Origin of the sequence: Vreelandella arcis (assembly GCF_900103865.1) — a bacterium.
Lineage (GTDB): Bacteria > Pseudomonadota > Gammaproteobacteria > Pseudomonadales > Halomonadaceae > Vreelandella > Vreelandella arcis.
This window is the reverse complement of sequence record NZ_FNII01000022.1, coordinates 1-14,381: the sequence shown is the minus strand read 5'-3', so window position 1 is coordinate 14,381 and position 14,381 is coordinate 1. Positions and strand designations below refer to the sequence as shown.

The 14,381-nt window shown below is 59.7% G+C and carries 13 protein-coding genes; 4 read left to right on the top strand and 9 right to left on the bottom strand.

The genetic code is table 11. The annotated features are described in order from the left end of the window. Positions 1-15 precede the first annotated feature (15 nt). Positions 16-1,653: a UxaA family hydrolase gene (locus BLR97_RS18120; RefSeq protein WP_089708113.1), complete on the top strand. Its 1,638-nt coding sequence runs from the start codon at positions 16-18 to the stop codon at positions 1,651-1,653. A 97-nt stretch (positions 1,654-1,750) separates the two neighbouring features. On the opposite strand, the gene nanR is transcribed toward BLR97_RS18120, so the two are convergent. From nanR to BLR97_RS18080, 8 genes are all read right to left on the bottom strand, one after another. Then, positions 1,751-2,476, bottom strand: coding sequence for a transcriptional regulator NanR (gene nanR, locus BLR97_RS18115; RefSeq protein WP_089708111.1), 726 nt, complete (start codon positions 2,474-2,476; stop codon positions 1,751-1,753). Positions 2,477-2,552: 76 nt separating this feature from the next. Then, positions 2,553-3,629, bottom strand: coding sequence for an Ldh family oxidoreductase (locus tag BLR97_RS18110; protein WP_089708110.1), 1,077 nt, complete (start codon positions 3,627-3,629; stop codon positions 2,553-2,555). Between the two features lie 16 nt (positions 3,630-3,645). Beyond that, a complete protein-coding gene (locus tag BLR97_RS18105; RefSeq protein ID WP_089708108.1) occupies positions 3,646-5,025 on the bottom strand; it encodes a TRAP transporter large permease in 1,380 nt (459 codons plus the stop codon). A gap of 38 nt (positions 5,026-5,063) precedes the next feature. Further along, complete coding sequence (locus BLR97_RS18100; protein ID WP_089708106.1) at positions 5,064-5,597, bottom strand: TRAP transporter small permease; 534 nt, start codon at positions 5,595-5,597, stop codon at positions 5,064-5,066. A 126-nt stretch (positions 5,598-5,723) separates the two neighbouring features. Next, entirely contained in the window at positions 5,724-6,722 is a 999-nt protein-coding gene (locus tag BLR97_RS18095; protein WP_089708104.1) for a sialic acid TRAP transporter substrate-binding protein SiaP, read from the bottom strand. A 173-nt stretch (positions 6,723-6,895) separates the two neighbouring features. Continuing rightward, positions 6,896-8,119, bottom strand: coding sequence for a four-carbon acid sugar kinase family protein (locus BLR97_RS18090; RefSeq protein WP_089708102.1), 1,224 nt, complete (start codon positions 8,117-8,119; stop codon positions 6,896-6,898). Beyond that, a complete protein-coding gene (gene pdxA, locus BLR97_RS18085; RefSeq protein WP_244511388.1) occupies positions 8,116-9,135 on the bottom strand; it encodes a 4-hydroxythreonine-4-phosphate dehydrogenase PdxA in 1,020 nt (339 codons plus the stop codon). The genes BLR97_RS18090 and pdxA overlap by 4 nt, the downstream gene beginning before the upstream one ends. Then, complete coding sequence (locus BLR97_RS18080) at positions 9,132-9,896, bottom strand: SDR family NAD(P)-dependent oxidoreductase (protein WP_089708098.1); 765 nt, start codon at positions 9,894-9,896, stop codon at positions 9,132-9,134. Before BLR97_RS18080 ends, pdxA begins: the two co-directional genes overlap by 4 nt. A 224-nt stretch (positions 9,897-10,120) precedes the next feature. On the opposite strand from BLR97_RS18080, the gene BLR97_RS18075 reads away from it, so the two are divergent. From BLR97_RS18075 to BLR97_RS18065, 3 genes are read left to right on the top strand one after another with little or no spacing between them, the layout of a single operon-like run. After that, positions 10,121-11,284: a fumarylacetoacetate hydrolase family protein gene (locus BLR97_RS18075; RefSeq protein WP_089708096.1), complete on the top strand. Its 1,164-nt coding sequence runs from the start codon at positions 10,121-10,123 to the stop codon at positions 11,282-11,284. 37 nt (positions 11,285-11,321) lie between these two features. Beyond that, entirely contained in the window at positions 11,322-12,623 is a 1,302-nt protein-coding gene (locus tag BLR97_RS18070; RefSeq protein WP_089708094.1) for an L-fuconate dehydratase, read from the top strand. Further along, positions 12,623-14,047 carry an FAD-binding oxidoreductase gene (locus BLR97_RS18065; protein ID WP_089708092.1) on the top strand — a complete coding sequence of 475 codons (1,425 nt, stop codon included), beginning with the start codon at positions 12,623-12,625 and terminating at the stop codon, positions 14,045-14,047. The genes BLR97_RS18070 and BLR97_RS18065 overlap by 1 nt, the downstream gene beginning before the upstream one ends. A gap of 113 nt (positions 14,048-14,160) precedes the next feature. Here the strand turns inward: BLR97_RS18065 and BLR97_RS18060 are convergent, their stop codons facing one another. After that, positions 14,161-14,286 carry an SDR family oxidoreductase gene (locus BLR97_RS18060; RefSeq protein ID WP_422821939.1) on the bottom strand — a complete coding sequence of 42 codons (126 nt, stop codon included), beginning with the start codon at positions 14,284-14,286 and terminating at the stop codon, positions 14,161-14,163. Positions 14,287-14,381: the final 95 nt, after the last annotated feature.

Below are 14,381 nucleotides of genomic sequence, written 5' to 3'. Positions count from 1 at the left end.
CAGTGGAGCTACGTCATGAGCCAGACCATCGCCAGTGACAGCGGCCAGTTGGGCACCCTGCGTGTACATGCCGCCGATAATGTTCTCGTTGCCCTGAAAGACTTGCCCGCTGGCAGCGAGGTCACCGACAACGGCCAGCACCTCACCCTCACCGAGGCGATTCGCCACAAGCACAAGTTCACCCTCGCGGCCCTTGAACCCGGCGACAGCGTGATCATGTACGGGGTCACCGTGGGGCGCGCCACCCGCCCCATCGCGCGGGGTGCCGCCATCACTACCGAAAACATCGAGCACAGCACCTCAAGCTCCACGCCTCAGGCGAAACGCGGTAGCTGGCAGGCACCGGACGTCGCGCATTTTCAGGGCGCCACCTTCGATGGCTACCACCGCCCGGATGGGCAGGTCGGCACTGCCAACGTCTGGCTGGTCGTTCCGTTGGTGTTTTGTGAGAACCGCAATATCGAAGTGCTGCGACAGTGCGTCGCCGATGCACTCGGCGAGGATCCCTTCCGCGACTACAAGCAGTTGGCCCGCGAACTGCTGCATGGCGATGCCGGCGAGCCCTCGCCGCCGCCCCGGGAACAACTGTTTCCCAATGTCGATGGGGTGCGCTTCCTGACCCACACCCTCGGTTGCGGCGGCACGGATGGCGATGCGCAAGCGCTCTGCCAGTTACTTGCCGGCTATATCTGCCATCCCAACGTGGCCGGCGCGACGGTGCTGAGCCTTGGCTGCCAGAAGGCGCAGATCGACATGATCAAGGCCGCCATTCAGGCGCGCGACCCCAAGGGACTGCGCCCGGTGCACTATCTCGAGCAGCAGGCAAGTCTCAGCGAGCAGGCGCTGATACGCGAATCCCTGACCACCATCTTCGATGGGCTGGCCACGGCCAATCAGGTCGAGCGCGCGCCCGCGCCGCTGTCGAAGCTCAGCATCGGCGTGGAATGCGGCGGCTCGGACGGTTTTTCCGGGCTTTCCGCCAATCCGCTGGTTGGCGCAGTGATCGACCGCCTGGTGGCACTGGGCGGCAGCGGCATCCTGAGCGAGTTTCCGGAACTATGTGGCGTGGAACACGAGCTGATCGCCCGCTGCAGTGACGATGCAGTGGCTCAGCGTTTCAGTGAACTGATGGAGGCCTATCAGCGCCATGCGGCGCTGGTGGGCGCCGATTTCTCGATGAACCCGTCGCCTGGCAACATCCGTGACGGCCTGATTACCGATGCCATGAAATCCGCCGGCGCGGCCAAGAAAGGCGGTGACAGCCCGGTCGTCGACGTACTCGACTACACCGAGCCCCAGACACGCGCGGGGCTGAGCCTTCTATGCTCTCCGGGCAATGACGTGGAATCGACCACAGCACTGGCCGGTTCCGGTGCCAATCTGATCATGTTCACGACGGGGCTGGGTACGCCGACCGGCAACCCGGTCACGCCGGTGCTCAAAATCGCCAGCAACAGCTCGCTTGCCAGGCGCATGAGCGACGTCATCGACTTCGATGCCGGGCCGATCATTCGCGGTGAGGTAGAGATTGGCGAGCTGGCCGACCGCTTGCTCGAGATGTGCATCGAAACGGCGTCCGGGCGTTTTAGGCCCCGTGCGGTGGAGCTTGCTCAGTACGACTTTATTCCCTGGAAGCGTGGAGTTTCACTTTAGTATCCCAGTACGACAGCTTCAACGCCACGACCCGCATTTAAGCGAGCCGTGGTGTTATGCTTTCAAAGCTCGCTTGGCGGTGCCCTGGTGGGTCAGGTTAATCGGGGGCCGGTGATAGGCGCTGCTTGAGCTGCATGTAGGTGCCATAGTGACGGTCTAAATGACGGCGCATGGCCGCTTCGGCTGCGTCCGGATCACGCGACTCAATGGCCTCGATGATTTCAGTATGCGCGGCGGTGGCCGCCTTATCCTCGTCCTTCTGTTGCAGCACCTGGGCACGTCGGTCGTCCAGCCATTCCGACAGCGCCACATGGATGGCGTCAAAGATCGGGTTTTGCCCGATGCTTGCCAACACCCCATGAAAGTCGTTATCGGAGCGCTTGAAGCGTGCTTCATCCCCGATGGCATCGCGATTATCTGCCAAAGCGTCGCGTAACTTGGCTAGATCCTCTTCACTGGCATTGCACGCGGCATAGCGAGCCAGTGATATCTCGAACATGGCCCGCGCTTCCTGGAAGTACTGTTGGCCATCGGGCTTGGAAAGCAGTTGCCGGGTGACCCCGGAAAGTCTCGCCATGACCGCCTCGGCAGTGGGCCGAATAACCCTGGCGCGCGTACCACTGTTGATAGCGATTAGCCCCAGCTGCTGCAGGTGAAACAGCGCTTCACGCACGGCTGGTCTGCCGACACCAAACTGCTCCATCAAATCTCTTTCTGAAGGCAATTGATCATTTTCACTCAGCCGCCCCTCGAGAATCTCCGCCTCGAGCTGCTCAGCGACCTGTTCGGACAGCGTTTTACGCTCGATCCGGTATCTGCTCATAGGCAGTCACCCCTGGTTAACCTGGAATTCACCGCCATTTTACTGCATTTCTCACCATTATCCTTCAACCAAGCCTTCAATCGAGTTGAGATAACGGCGTTATTCGGTACTGGGTAGCGATCTCGGCATAGGCTAACTGATTGGCGGAATCCAGCGGGATGCCTTCTGCGTCTCGCTTGGCTTGGCAGCGCCACTCCCGATCACCCGGCGCCAGCACTTCGGCACCCTCAGCGGCGGGCTGGGCACGCAAGTCGGCGAGATAGTCGGCCAGTCCGCGCGCAAAGGTACCTTCTTCCACAAATGCATCCGGCTTCATAACGAGAAAGAAATGCCCTACGCCTCGGGGCGTCGACATATCCGGCCCGCCCATGGGTAGCAGCTTAAAACCGTGAAGCATACCCGATAGCGTCGAACTCAGTATCTCCACCATGCCGCCCAACCCTGCGCCCTTAAAGCCAAAGTCACTGCCACCCAGCGGCAATAAGGCCGCCACATCGCAGGGGTTACGACTTACCTGCCCTGCGGCATCGGCGGCTACCTGATCCGGTAACTCGCGGCCTATGGCGCCGTACTGCTGCACGCGATTCCAAGGAACCGAACTGGTCGCCATATCCAGCAGGTAAGGCGATTCGCCCTCAACAGGTGCCGCAAAGGCGATGGGGTTAGTGCCGTGAAAGGGCTTGGCGCCATCATGCAGCAGCACAAAGGGATCCGAGTTACAGAAGGCCATTCCCAGGTAACCGCGCTCCGCTGCCGCCAGCGCATAACACCCTGCTGCCCCGAAGTGCGATGAGTTACCCACGGCGACAGCCCCCAAGCCCACTTCATCTGCCATCTTTACGGCGTGCTCCATGGCGGTGTAACCCGCCAGATGCCCCAACCCATCATCCGCATCTAAAAAACCCGTTGCCGCTAAGCGCTGGTGAAAGTGCATGTTAGGTGCACCTTTAATGCGCCCGCCTTTGAGTGCCTGCAAATAGTGGGGCAACAGGCGTAGGCCGTGGCTGTCGGTGCCCATCCGTGAGGCGGTGACCAGTGCACGGGTTGCCGCCGCTGCCGAGGCGGGGTCAGCGCCAGCTGCGGCAAGTGCCTCGCCCATGAAGCGTTCCAAATCCTCACGGGCAACCCGGAAATCCTGCTGGGGGTCAGCCATAAATTGATCGCTCCTATCAACGGTAGATCAGGGTCGGTAGCCACAGTGAGATGGCCGGGATAAAGGTGACCATCAACAGCGCGATGACCAGCGGTACTAAAAACGGCAGCGTGCCGCGCATGCATTTCTCGAAAGAGATGCCGGAAACCCGCGACAACACATAAAGCACCATGCCCACTGGCGGCGTGAGCAAACCGATCATCAGGTTGAGCACCATGATCACGCCAAAATGAACTGGATCGACACCCGCGGTGATCGCCACGGGTAACAACACCGGCACCAGTATGGTGATCGCCGCAATAGTCTCCATGAAGCAGCCCACCAGGATTAGCACCAGGTTGATAATGATTAACGTGGCGATGGGATTGTCGGCGAATGGCCCGAGCAGAGTCACCACGTGCTGAGTGACCTGGTTACTGGTCAGGATCCAGGCAAATATCGAGGCGCCGGCAACGATCAGCAGGATCACCGCCGTGGTCTCGATGGTTTCCATGCTGACCTTGAGCAAGCGGCGCCAGGTCAGGGTACGGTAGACCACGACACCCAGCACCAGCGCGTATACCACCGCCGCGATGGCGGCCTCGGTGGGGGTGAAGGCACCGCTCATGATGCCGCCGACGATAATGACCGGCGTCAAAAGCGACAGGAAGGCACGCTTGAAGGTATAGCCGAGTACTGGGAGTGAGAACACCGCATCTCGGGTGTAACCGCGCCGCCTTGAGATGATCGTGATCATGGCCATCAGCACCAGCCCCATCAGCAGACCCGGCACTAACCCTGCGACAAACAGCTGACCGACTGAGACAGATGCCATCACGCCGTATATCACCATCGGCAGGCTCGGCGGAATGATCGGGCCAATGGTCGAGGACGCCGCGGTGATACCGACCGAGAACTCCTCGTCGTAACCGGCGTCCTTCATCGCCTTGATCTCGATAGTCCCCAGCCCCCCGGCATCGGCCACCGCCGCACCGGACATCCCCGAGAAGACGATGCTGGCCCCCACGTTGACGTGACCCAGGCCGCCACGCATCCAGCCCATCAGGGCCTTGGCGAAATCAAAGATCCGCGAGGTAATGCCGCCGTTATTCATCAGGTTACCGGCGAGGATAAAAAACGGGATGGCCAACAGCGGGAAGCTGTCGACGCCGTTGATCATGCGGTGCATCACCACGACATCGGGCACCCTGCCGGTCAGCAGCACATAGAGCAGACAGGAACCGGCAAGGCTGATCGCGATGGGCACGCCCATCACCAACAGTGTAAACAGTGCCGCAAACAAGAACAGTAAATAGTGCTGGGTGACGGCTAGCGCGATGCAGCCGAGTATCGCCACTGCAGCGAACACCGGCGGCACCATCGCAGCACCGCGCTGCATAGCCAGAAGCTTGGGCATGGGAGTGATCTCCGAGAGAGTACCGTGTTGGCGTGTTGTTATTGGGTATCGAGCAGCTCACTGGTTCCCGAGCGCCAGTGACGTATCGCCACCTGAACACCTCTCACCAGCATCATGATGAAGCCCATCATTACCAGGTAGTAGAGCCAGCTCTTGGGGATATCCACCGAGACCATCATCGCACTGGTGCGGTCGGCCAGTTTGAAGGTGATCCAGGACATGGAGGCGAAGAAGGCGATATTGATCAAATCCACCAGCGTTGACATGAAACGCCCCAGCCAGCCCGACATATAGCGATAGAAGAATTCCACGGCGATATGGGATCCCTTGCGTACGGCCATGGTGCTACCCATAAAGCCTACTAATACCAACAGGTAGCGCGCCATCTCCTCGGTCCAGGCGATGGAGTTGCCGAGCACATAGCGACTGAAAAACTGTAGAAAGACATCCAGTGCCAGCAGCCAGAAGATCCCCAGCGTCAGGAAATCTTCCATGCTGTAGTCATGAATATCGAAAGCGTCATCGTCGAGACCTGCGAAGCTGATCTCGTCAGCAGGATCGTTTTGGCTCACGGAAGGCTCCCCCTTCGCCCTCCCCTATGACTAAGGGGAGGGCGAGTCTTGGTTGACGAAAGGTCCGCTCCAGGCAAGTCGCTATCTTGGGGACTAGCTAACCTGGAACGATCAGATCGTGGGACATCACTGCCCAATGGCCTGGAGACGATCGTAAGTCTCCTGATCCCAGGTAGCGGCTTCGCCGTTATGCGCAGGAATCGTCGCCTCGCGGAAGGGTTCAATATCCACTTCGTTGACGGTCACGCCCTGCTCCTCGAACCAGGCCACCAGCTCTTCCTCGGAGGCCAGGATATCCTGGGTGATACGCTCACCGGCTTCGGTATAGACCTCACGGAAAATCTCGCGGTCTTCTTCAGAGAGCCGATTCCACAGCGGGCCACCGGCGATGGTGATCAGAGAGTCGGTGATGTGACCGGTGAGGTTGATATAGTCCTGCACCTCATGAAACGCCTTGGCGCGGATGGTCGGCAGCGGGTTCTCTTGGGCATCCACCACACCTTGCTGTAGCGCCAAATAGACCTCGGCGAAGGCAATCGGTGTGGGGTTGGCACCCACCGCGTTCGGGAACATCATGTACATCGGCGCATTGGGCGTACGGATTTTAAGGTCTTGCATGTCCTCGGGCGTATTGATCGGTTCGTTGGAGGTCACATGGCGACGTCCGTAGTAATTCATGGCCAACGGCACGTTACCGGTTTCATCCTGGTAGCCCTGGGCGATTTCATCGAACAGCTCACTGTCAGCGTAGGCCTGCCAATGATCGAAGTCGCGGAACATATAGGGCGCACCGGCGATGCCCACCGGGCCGTAGAAACGACCGGCGAACTGGTTGCCGGTATAGATTAGATCAACCGTGCCAAGCTGCAGGCCTTCGTTGATGTCCGACTCCTTGCCCAGTGACGATGCCGCGTGGACATTGATCGAATAGCGCCCGTCGGTACGCTCCTCGATTTCATCGGCCGCCCACAGCGCCCACTCGTGGTAGGGCTCGGAAGTTTCGTAGACGTGGGCAAAATTAAGTTCTTCTTGGGCATGCACGGCCCCGGTCACTGAGAGACCGCCAGCGATAAGCGTGGCCGTCAGCAGGTAGGGGATAGGACGGTGGTGGCGTTTGTGGGTCATCGTGTACTCCTCACAACCTTTGGACTTGTTGTTGGTTATTGTGAATTTGCTGCAAATTATTATTTAAGCGGTGGCAATTAACGTAACTTATCGTCTAGCTGTATACGTATCATACCACTAGATTCAAACCTAGCTGGTCGCCTGCCATCGCGCAACGATCCAGATAAGGATTTTCATTCGTTCTTACCGCGCCCCTTTGGTGGCCTGATTGGTCTGAACTGGTGATGCAAGCGCACTAGCAATTGCGGATCGCCAAAGCCCCCTGCTTTTGTCATCACCCGCCGCCGAGGATCGCCATCCAAATACCCCAGAGCCACCCCAGGCGACCACTCGGATTCAACCGTGATGTATCGCACGCCCTGCCGTGAGAGCACCGCCATGGCGATGTCGCCGCCGGTCAAAAACTGTAAGCACGCCTCATCGCCCCGCCAGTAACTCATAATGTCGGCCACAGAGGCAGCCATCGCCTCAGCTACCTGGCTCGCAGTGCGCTCTGTCTCACTTGTGCCAGGCACGACCACACAGGCACTCAAAGCGTGGCGATTACCAGGCCTAGCACAGGGGGCAGCAGACGGCTCTCTGCACGCTTCAACAACAACCAAATCGGGCACGCGCTGGCACAACTGCTGGAGCTGCTCGGCAGCGCGGGGGCTCCTGGATCCGACGGCATATAACACTGTGCTCACATTGTGTAGTGAGCGTGTGTGAGCCCCAGAAGACCCAAAGCAGCGCTGAGCGATAGCCGTGGCCAACCCTGCTGCGCCCGCCATGGCTCGACTGTATGACTCTTTAAGTACTTCGTCATAAAGCGCGTAGAGTTCTTCGTCGCTCTCGGCATCGGCAACGCAGTCCTCCTGAGGAAGGGGCGCCTCCCGCCCGAGGCAATAGCGATGTAGGGGCATACCGCTGGCGGCAAATGCCCGATCGATGGGGCCGACCAGCGGCGCCGAACGTGCATCCTGTTGATAGGCGGTGTCAGCCAGCGGGATGCCATCCACCCATACTTTGGCATCGCGCACTATTCGCCCCTGAGCCGGAACCGCAGGCACCAGCAGCAAAGGAGTACCAAGCGCTTCTCGCAGAGCTCGACACTCTGCGACTACTTGGCCACGCAGCGTCGAATCCACTTTTTTAAACCATTGCTGCGGGGCTGCTTGCTTCAACAACCGAGCCGCTTCGCTCACTCGTAACGCTGCTCCCTCAGCCTGCAAATGGCGGGATTCGGTATTCACGGCGATGACCTCCGGCCACTGGCCTTGCCATGCCTCAAGGGTCGCCGCTAAAACCTCCAAACCAATGACCACCCGGGCGTCCGCCCCACGCGAGGCAAAGGGCGCGGTGGCATCCAGCGCGCCGGATAAATCGTCGGCGATCACCGCCACTCGGCAGACGCTCACGGGTTCGTTCCACTGGCTAACCGCCGGGCATAAGCAATCGCTGATCCCATGTTGGTGGCGTCGGCTTTACCCTGCCAGGCAATATCGAAGGCAGTGCCGTGATCCACCGAGGTGCGCTGTAACGGTAAGCCGAGGCTGACATTCACCGTGGTATCAAAAGCAATCAGCTTGACGGGGATATGGCCCTGATCGTGATACTGGGCAATCACCAAATCAAACTCGCCTTGCGAGGCACGATAAAACACCGTGTCGGCGGAGATGGGGCCGCTCACATCGAAACCGCGCTCGCGTAAGCGCTCCACCGCCGGGGCGATACAGCGGCTATCTTCATCGCCGAAAATCCCGCCTTCGCCGCAGTGGGGATTGAGCCCGGCCACCGCAATACGCGGCTCACGCATGCCAAGCGCCACCAGGTGCGCATGCCCTGCCTCAACGGTGTCGATGATGCGTTCGGGAGTGACGCGGTCAATCGCCTCGCGTAGCGACACATGGGTCGAGACATGCAGTGTCGAAAGCGTTTCCGATGCCAACAGCATGAACGACGAGGGCGCACCGGTCAGCGATGCCAGCATGCCGGTATGGCCATCGTAGTAGTGACCAGCTTCATGCAAGGCCGCCTTATTCAGCGGCGCGGTGACAATCACCCGCACGCGCCCCGCCTGCACCAGCTCTACAGCCTTCTGGACGCAGCGAAACGCCATATCCCCCGCACCAGCGCTGATGTGACCATCGGGAATTTCGACCCCCGGAGGCCCCTCCACGACGGCAACGGCCACGCAGTCATCACCCTTCGTTACCTGCTCAAACGGCACAAACTCCAGGGCGGCGCCAATGCTCGCCGCCGCCCGGCGATAAATGGCCGGATCGCCGACAACCATGGCCGTGGCACGCTCAGCGGCAGACATTGCATTCAACGCGCGACAAATAATCTCCGGGCCAATGCCGGCAGGGTCGCCCATGGTGATAACAATGTCATAGCACTGATTCGAATCCTTACCGGTCTGCGACATACTCATGGCATTAACTGCCCGCCGTTGACCTCAATGATCTGGCCAGTGACATAGCCACTCAATGCGTCAGTGCCAAGAAAAACATAGGCACCGACACACTCTTCCGCCGTGCCCAAGCGCCCCATGGGAATCGACGCCCGAGCAGCGTCCAGATGCGCTTCGCTGGAGTGGCGCTCATGAAAGTCAGTCGCAATCGTTCCAGGCGCAACAGCATTAACGCGGATATTATCGCTCGCCAGCTCCTTGGCCATATTGCGCGTCACCGTACTTACAAAGCCTTTCGCGGAGGCATATAGACCCGCACCACCCCCACCGCCATTGCGTGCAGCAATCGAGGTGGTGTGAATAATATTCCCGCCACCGGCACGGCGAAAATGCGGCAATGCCGCCCGACTGGCCATGACCACCGACCGCACATTGAGATCCATTACCCGGTCGTACTGGTCATCGTCCATCGCTTCTAAGCCAACCCGCCCCAACATGTCACCGGCGTTATTGATTAACATATCTAAACCGCCCAGGCGCTCAGCGGCCTCGTCAACAAGCTGCTGGGTTTCACTCGAATGGCTAACGTCCGCTTTAAGCGTAAAAGCGTCTCCGCCTGCGTCGCGAATAGCGCTAGCAACCGCTTCGGCGGGTGCTTCGCTGCTGTGATAGTGCACCGCCACATGGGCGCCCAAGACACCCAACTGCTTGGCGACCGCCGCGCCGATTCCTCGGCTGGCGCCGGTAATCAGCACTCGCTTTCCTTTCCACTCGTCTAACATGAAATTCTCCTTAACGCTTTTTTGTTTTAAAAGGCCCAAGCTCTGCGAAACCACCTTCGATTAGAAAGATTTACCTATCGACCCTCAATAGAAGGGTGCGCTAAAGTGAGCACTAAACTGGCATACCTGTCATACAACACGACATCCATAACATGATAGGCGATGGTTCACTAACCGCCAGTCGTTTCTCCCTACAAAACTTCTCACTATAAAAAGAGGTGCCTATGCAACCACTGTCCCTTAATGACGCTCTTCCCCATGACCTGGATAACGCGCTGCTGGTTGGCCGCGTATGGCTGGAGGGCACCCACCCCGGGCCCGTACTGGTTAGCGTGCAAAACGGCCAGGTGGTCGACATTACCGAGTTTGGCCCGACCATGGCCGATCTGCTGGAGCGCGACGATGTACTGGAGGTAGTGCGGAATGCAAAAGGCCCCAATCTCGGCAGCATTGAGTCGCTACTGGCGAACTCTCAGCGGCCCGAGCCGCAAGCGCCCTACCTGCTAGCCCCTTGCGATGTGCAGGCCGTTAAAGCCTGCGGCGTCACCTTTGCCGTCAGCCTGCTGGAACGGGTAATCGAGGAGCAAGCAGGCGGCGATTCGGCCAAGGCGGCCGAGCTGCGCGACGACTTGCAGGCGCTGATCGGCAAAGATCTTTCTAAAATCAAGCCGGGCTCTGACGAGGCGATGTCGCTTAAAAAAGCCCTGCAGGCGCGCGGCGGCTGGTCCCAGTATATGGAGGTCGGCATCGGCCCCGATGCAGAGGTATTTACCAAGGCCCAGCCGCTGTCATCGGTGGGCTTCGGCACCCCGGTGGGTCTGCACCCGTCCTCGCAGTGGAATAACCCCGAGCCGGAAATCGTCCTGGCGGTGGACAGCCGCGGCCAGGTGCGCGGCGCCACCCTGGGTAACGACGTCAACCTGCGCGACGTGGAAGGGCGTAGCGCTCTGCTCCTCGGCAAGGCAAAAGACAACAACGCCTCCTGCTCCATTGGTCCCTTCATCCGGCTGTTCGATGACCACTTCAATATCGACAGCGTGCGCAGCTGCCAGGTATCGCTACGCATCGAAGGCGAGGACGACGACTTCCTGCTCCAGGGGGAGAGCGATATGCGCGAGATCAGCCGCGACCCGCTGAACCTGGTACACCAGACCATCGGCGACCACCACCAATACCCGGACGGCTTCATGCTGTTTCTGGGCACCATGTTCTCGCCGATTCAGGATCGCGACGGCGAAGGTCAGGGCTTCACCCACCACCTGGGTGACCGCGTCACTATTGCGACGCCAGCGCTCGGCGCCCTGGTCAACCCGGTGGGCAGAAGCGATCAATTGCCGCCCTGGATCTACGGTATTCGCGAGCTGATGCGCCATCTGGCCCGCCGCTAGCCTTTAAACCATTCAAAACACTGCCCAGGAGAGCACAATGACAACCATAAACCGCGTTGAGATCCAGGATATCCGCTTCCCCACTTCGCGCTCGCTGGACGGCTCGGATGCCATGAATGCCGCGCCGGACTACTCCGCCGCCTACGTCATCCTGCACACCAATGACGGCAGCCCTGAAGGCCACGGCCTCACCTTCACCATTGGCCGCGGCAACGAGATCGTGGTCACCGCCATCCAGTCGCTGGCGCCGCTGATCGAGGGCCGCACGCTTTCCTCGATGACCGACAACATGGGCCATTTCTGGCGAGAGATCACCGGCGACAGCCAGCTACGCTGGATCGGCCCTGATAAAGGCGCCATTCACCTCGCCACCGCCGCCATCGTTAACGCCGTGTGGGATATGTGGGCGAAAAACGAAGGCAAGCCAGTGTGGAAACTGCTGGTGGATATGACCCCGGAGCAACTGGTGCGCTGCCTCGACTTCCGCTTCGTCACCGATGCGCTAACGCCGGAAGAAGCGATCTGTCTGCTGCGCCGCCAGTCTGCCGGCAAAGCGGATCGGGAAGCCGAGATGCGCCGTGACGGCTACCCCGGCTACACCACGTCAGCAGGCTGGCTGGGCTACAGCGACGAGAAAGTCCGTAGCCTGGCGCGGGAAGCGCTGGCCGAAGGCTGGACGCACTTCAAGCAGAAGATCGGCGGTGACACCGAAGAGGATGCTCACCGCGCGGCGCTACTGCGTGAAGAGATCGGCTGGGACAACGTGCTGATGATGGACGCCAACCAGGTGTGGGAGGTCGATGAGACCGTCACCAAAATGCGCCGACTGGCGGAATTCGACCCGCTGTGGATCGAAGAGCCGACCAGCCCTGACGACATCCTCGGCCACGCCGAAATCCGCCACCGCGTGGCGCCTATCGGCGTCGCCACCGGCGAGCACTGCCACAATAAAGTGATGTTCAAGCAGTTCTTCCAGGCGGATGCCATCGACTACTGCCAGTTGGATGCGGCGCGTTTGGGCGGGCTTAACGAAGTGATTTTAGTGACGCTGATGGCCGCCAAGTTCGGCGTACCGATTTGCCCCCACGGCGGCGGCGTCGGGCTATGCGAGTACACCCAGCACATCTCGCTGTTCGACTACATCGCGGTCTCCGGCAGCCTCGAGGGACGGGTATTGGAGTACGTGGACCATCTTCACGAGCACTTTATCGACCCGGTCATCATCAAGCGAGGTCGCTACCAGGTACCCGAGGCGCCGGGTTACAGTATTGCCATGCACGCAGAATCCCAGGCGCAGCACCGCTTCCCGGAGGGTGCTGCCTGGCAGGAAGAGACTTAATGAGTGACACCACTACCTTTCTCAATGAGTTAACCAGCCTGCTCGGCGAGCGTGGCTTAGTTCGCGAACCAGACGCCATGGCACGCTATGTCAGCGATTGGGCGGGCGATACGCTGGGCATGCCAATTGCCGTGGCACGCCCAGCAACGACTGCAGAAGTCGCCGAAGTAGCCAAGCGATGCTACGAACATGGGATCGCGATGACGCCCCAGGGTGGTCATAGCGGCTTGGTGGCAGGCGCCTTACCCGCCGCGAACGGTCAGGAACTGGTGATCAGTCTTGAGCGCTTGAATAGCGTGCGTGCCATCGATCCGGTCAACTTCACCGTCACGGTCGATGCTGGCTGCATCCTTGAGAACGTCAAGCTGGCGGCTGCCGAGCATGATTGCGACTTCCCACTCTCATTGGGGGCGCAAGGCAGTTGCCAAATTGGGGGCAATATCGCCACCAATGCAGGCGGGCTTAATGTGCTGCGCTACGGCATGATGCGCGAACTCGTGTTAGGCCTAGAAGTGGTACTCCCCGACGGGCGCGTCTGGGAGGGCCTTGATGCCCTGCATAAAGACAACCGCGGTTACGACCTGCAGCAGCTGTTTTTAGGCAGCGAAGGAACTCTCGGCATTGTCACCGGCGCGGTGCTCAAACTCTCGCCGCGCCCAACCCAAAGCCGTACCGCGCTGCTCGGCTTGCCCTCCGTTCAGGCGGTCATCGACCTCTATGGTTTGGCACGCCGGGAGTGCAGCGATTTGCTGACCGCCTTCGAGCTGATCCCCCGCCGCTGTGTCGAGTTGGCCATGGAAGCGACCCCCGAGCTGCGCGACCCGATGGACAGCGCCTACCCCTGGTACGTACTAATGGAGGTTGCCGCAACGGGGCCGGTGGACCTAGGTTCAATGCTGGAACAGCTGCTGGAAAATGGCATGGAGCGCGAGCTGGTGCTGGATGGCGCCCTGGCGTCCAGCGACACCCAGTCCGCCCAGCTGTGGCAGTTCCGCGAAAGCATGCTGGAAGGCCAGCGGCAGCGCGGCGAGCACCTGCGTACCGATATTTCGGTGCCCATCTCAACGATTCCCGACTTCGTGACCCAAGCCAGTGAGGTGGTGATGGCTGCTTCACCTGAGTGCGAGATTATTGCCTACGGGCATGTGGGCGACGGCAACCTTCACTTCAATATTCTGCCGCCTACTGCAATGGCGGACAGCGATAAGAAAGCCCACCTGCACGACTTGGAAGCGCGGCTTTTTGAGGTGCTCGACGATTTTCACGGCAGCATCAGTGCCGAACACGGCATTGGCCGCACCAAACAAGCGCCCTACTTAGCGCGCTTATCACCAATTGAGCGTGAACTGGTCAGCGGCGTTAAGGCACTCTTCGACCCCAAGGGGCTGATGAACCCAGGGAGGATTTTGCCAGCTGACGATTAATTATGAGAACAACCAGGGCACATTAGACAACTGGCAGCTAGGCTGAGAAGTGGGAAGTGCGCTCCAAACTCAATCCACAGCTGATCATGGCGCATATTTCAAACGCATCCCTATTATGATGCCATCCAGCCTCCGTCGACACAGAGGATGTGGCCGTTGATGTAACCAGCGGCTTGGGATGCTAAGAATACGACGGGGCCTTTGAGGTTTTCGGGCGTACCCCACTCTCCCTGAGGGATCCTAGCCTGGATTTCTCATAGCACCTCAGCCAGTACCGCACTCAGGCTGTAACACCGTTAAATACCTACTGGTTCGACTTACATCGGCTACTTTT

What these genes read in the sequence shown, in the direction of transcription:
- BLR97_RS18120 (WP_089708113.1), top strand. Translation starts at nt 16, where the DNA reads ATGAGCCAGACCATCGCCAGTGACAGCGGCCAGTTGGGCACCCTGCGT.
- nanR (WP_089708111.1), bottom strand. Translation starts at nt 2,476, where the DNA reads ATGAGCAGATACCGGATCGAGCGTAAAACGCTGTCCGAACAGGTCGCT.
- BLR97_RS18110 (WP_089708110.1), bottom strand. Translation starts at nt 3,629, where the DNA reads ATGGCTGACCCCCAGCAGGATTTCCGGGTTGCCCGTGAGGATTTGGAA.
- BLR97_RS18105 (WP_089708108.1), bottom strand. Translation starts at nt 5,025, where the DNA reads ATGCCCAAGCTTCTGGCTATGCAGCGCGGTGCTGCGATGGTGCCGCCG.
- BLR97_RS18095 (WP_089708104.1), bottom strand. Translation starts at nt 6,722, where the DNA reads ATGACCCACAAACGCCACCACCGTCCTATCCCCTACCTGCTGACGGCC.
- pdxA (WP_244511388.1), bottom strand. Translation starts at nt 9,135, where the DNA reads ATGAGTATGTCGCAGACCGGTAAGGATTCGAATCAGTGCTATGACATT.
- BLR97_RS18080 (WP_089708098.1), bottom strand. Translation starts at nt 9,896, where the DNA reads ATGTTAGACGAGTGGAAAGGAAAGCGAGTGCTGATTACCGGCGCCAGC.
- BLR97_RS18075 (WP_089708096.1), top strand. Translation starts at nt 10,121, where the DNA reads ATGCAACCACTGTCCCTTAATGACGCTCTTCCCCATGACCTGGATAAC.
- BLR97_RS18070 (WP_089708094.1), top strand. Translation starts at nt 11,322, where the DNA reads ATGACAACCATAAACCGCGTTGAGATCCAGGATATCCGCTTCCCCACT.
- BLR97_RS18065 (WP_089708092.1), top strand. Translation starts at nt 12,623, where the DNA reads ATGAGTGACACCACTACCTTTCTCAATGAGTTAACCAGCCTGCTCGGC.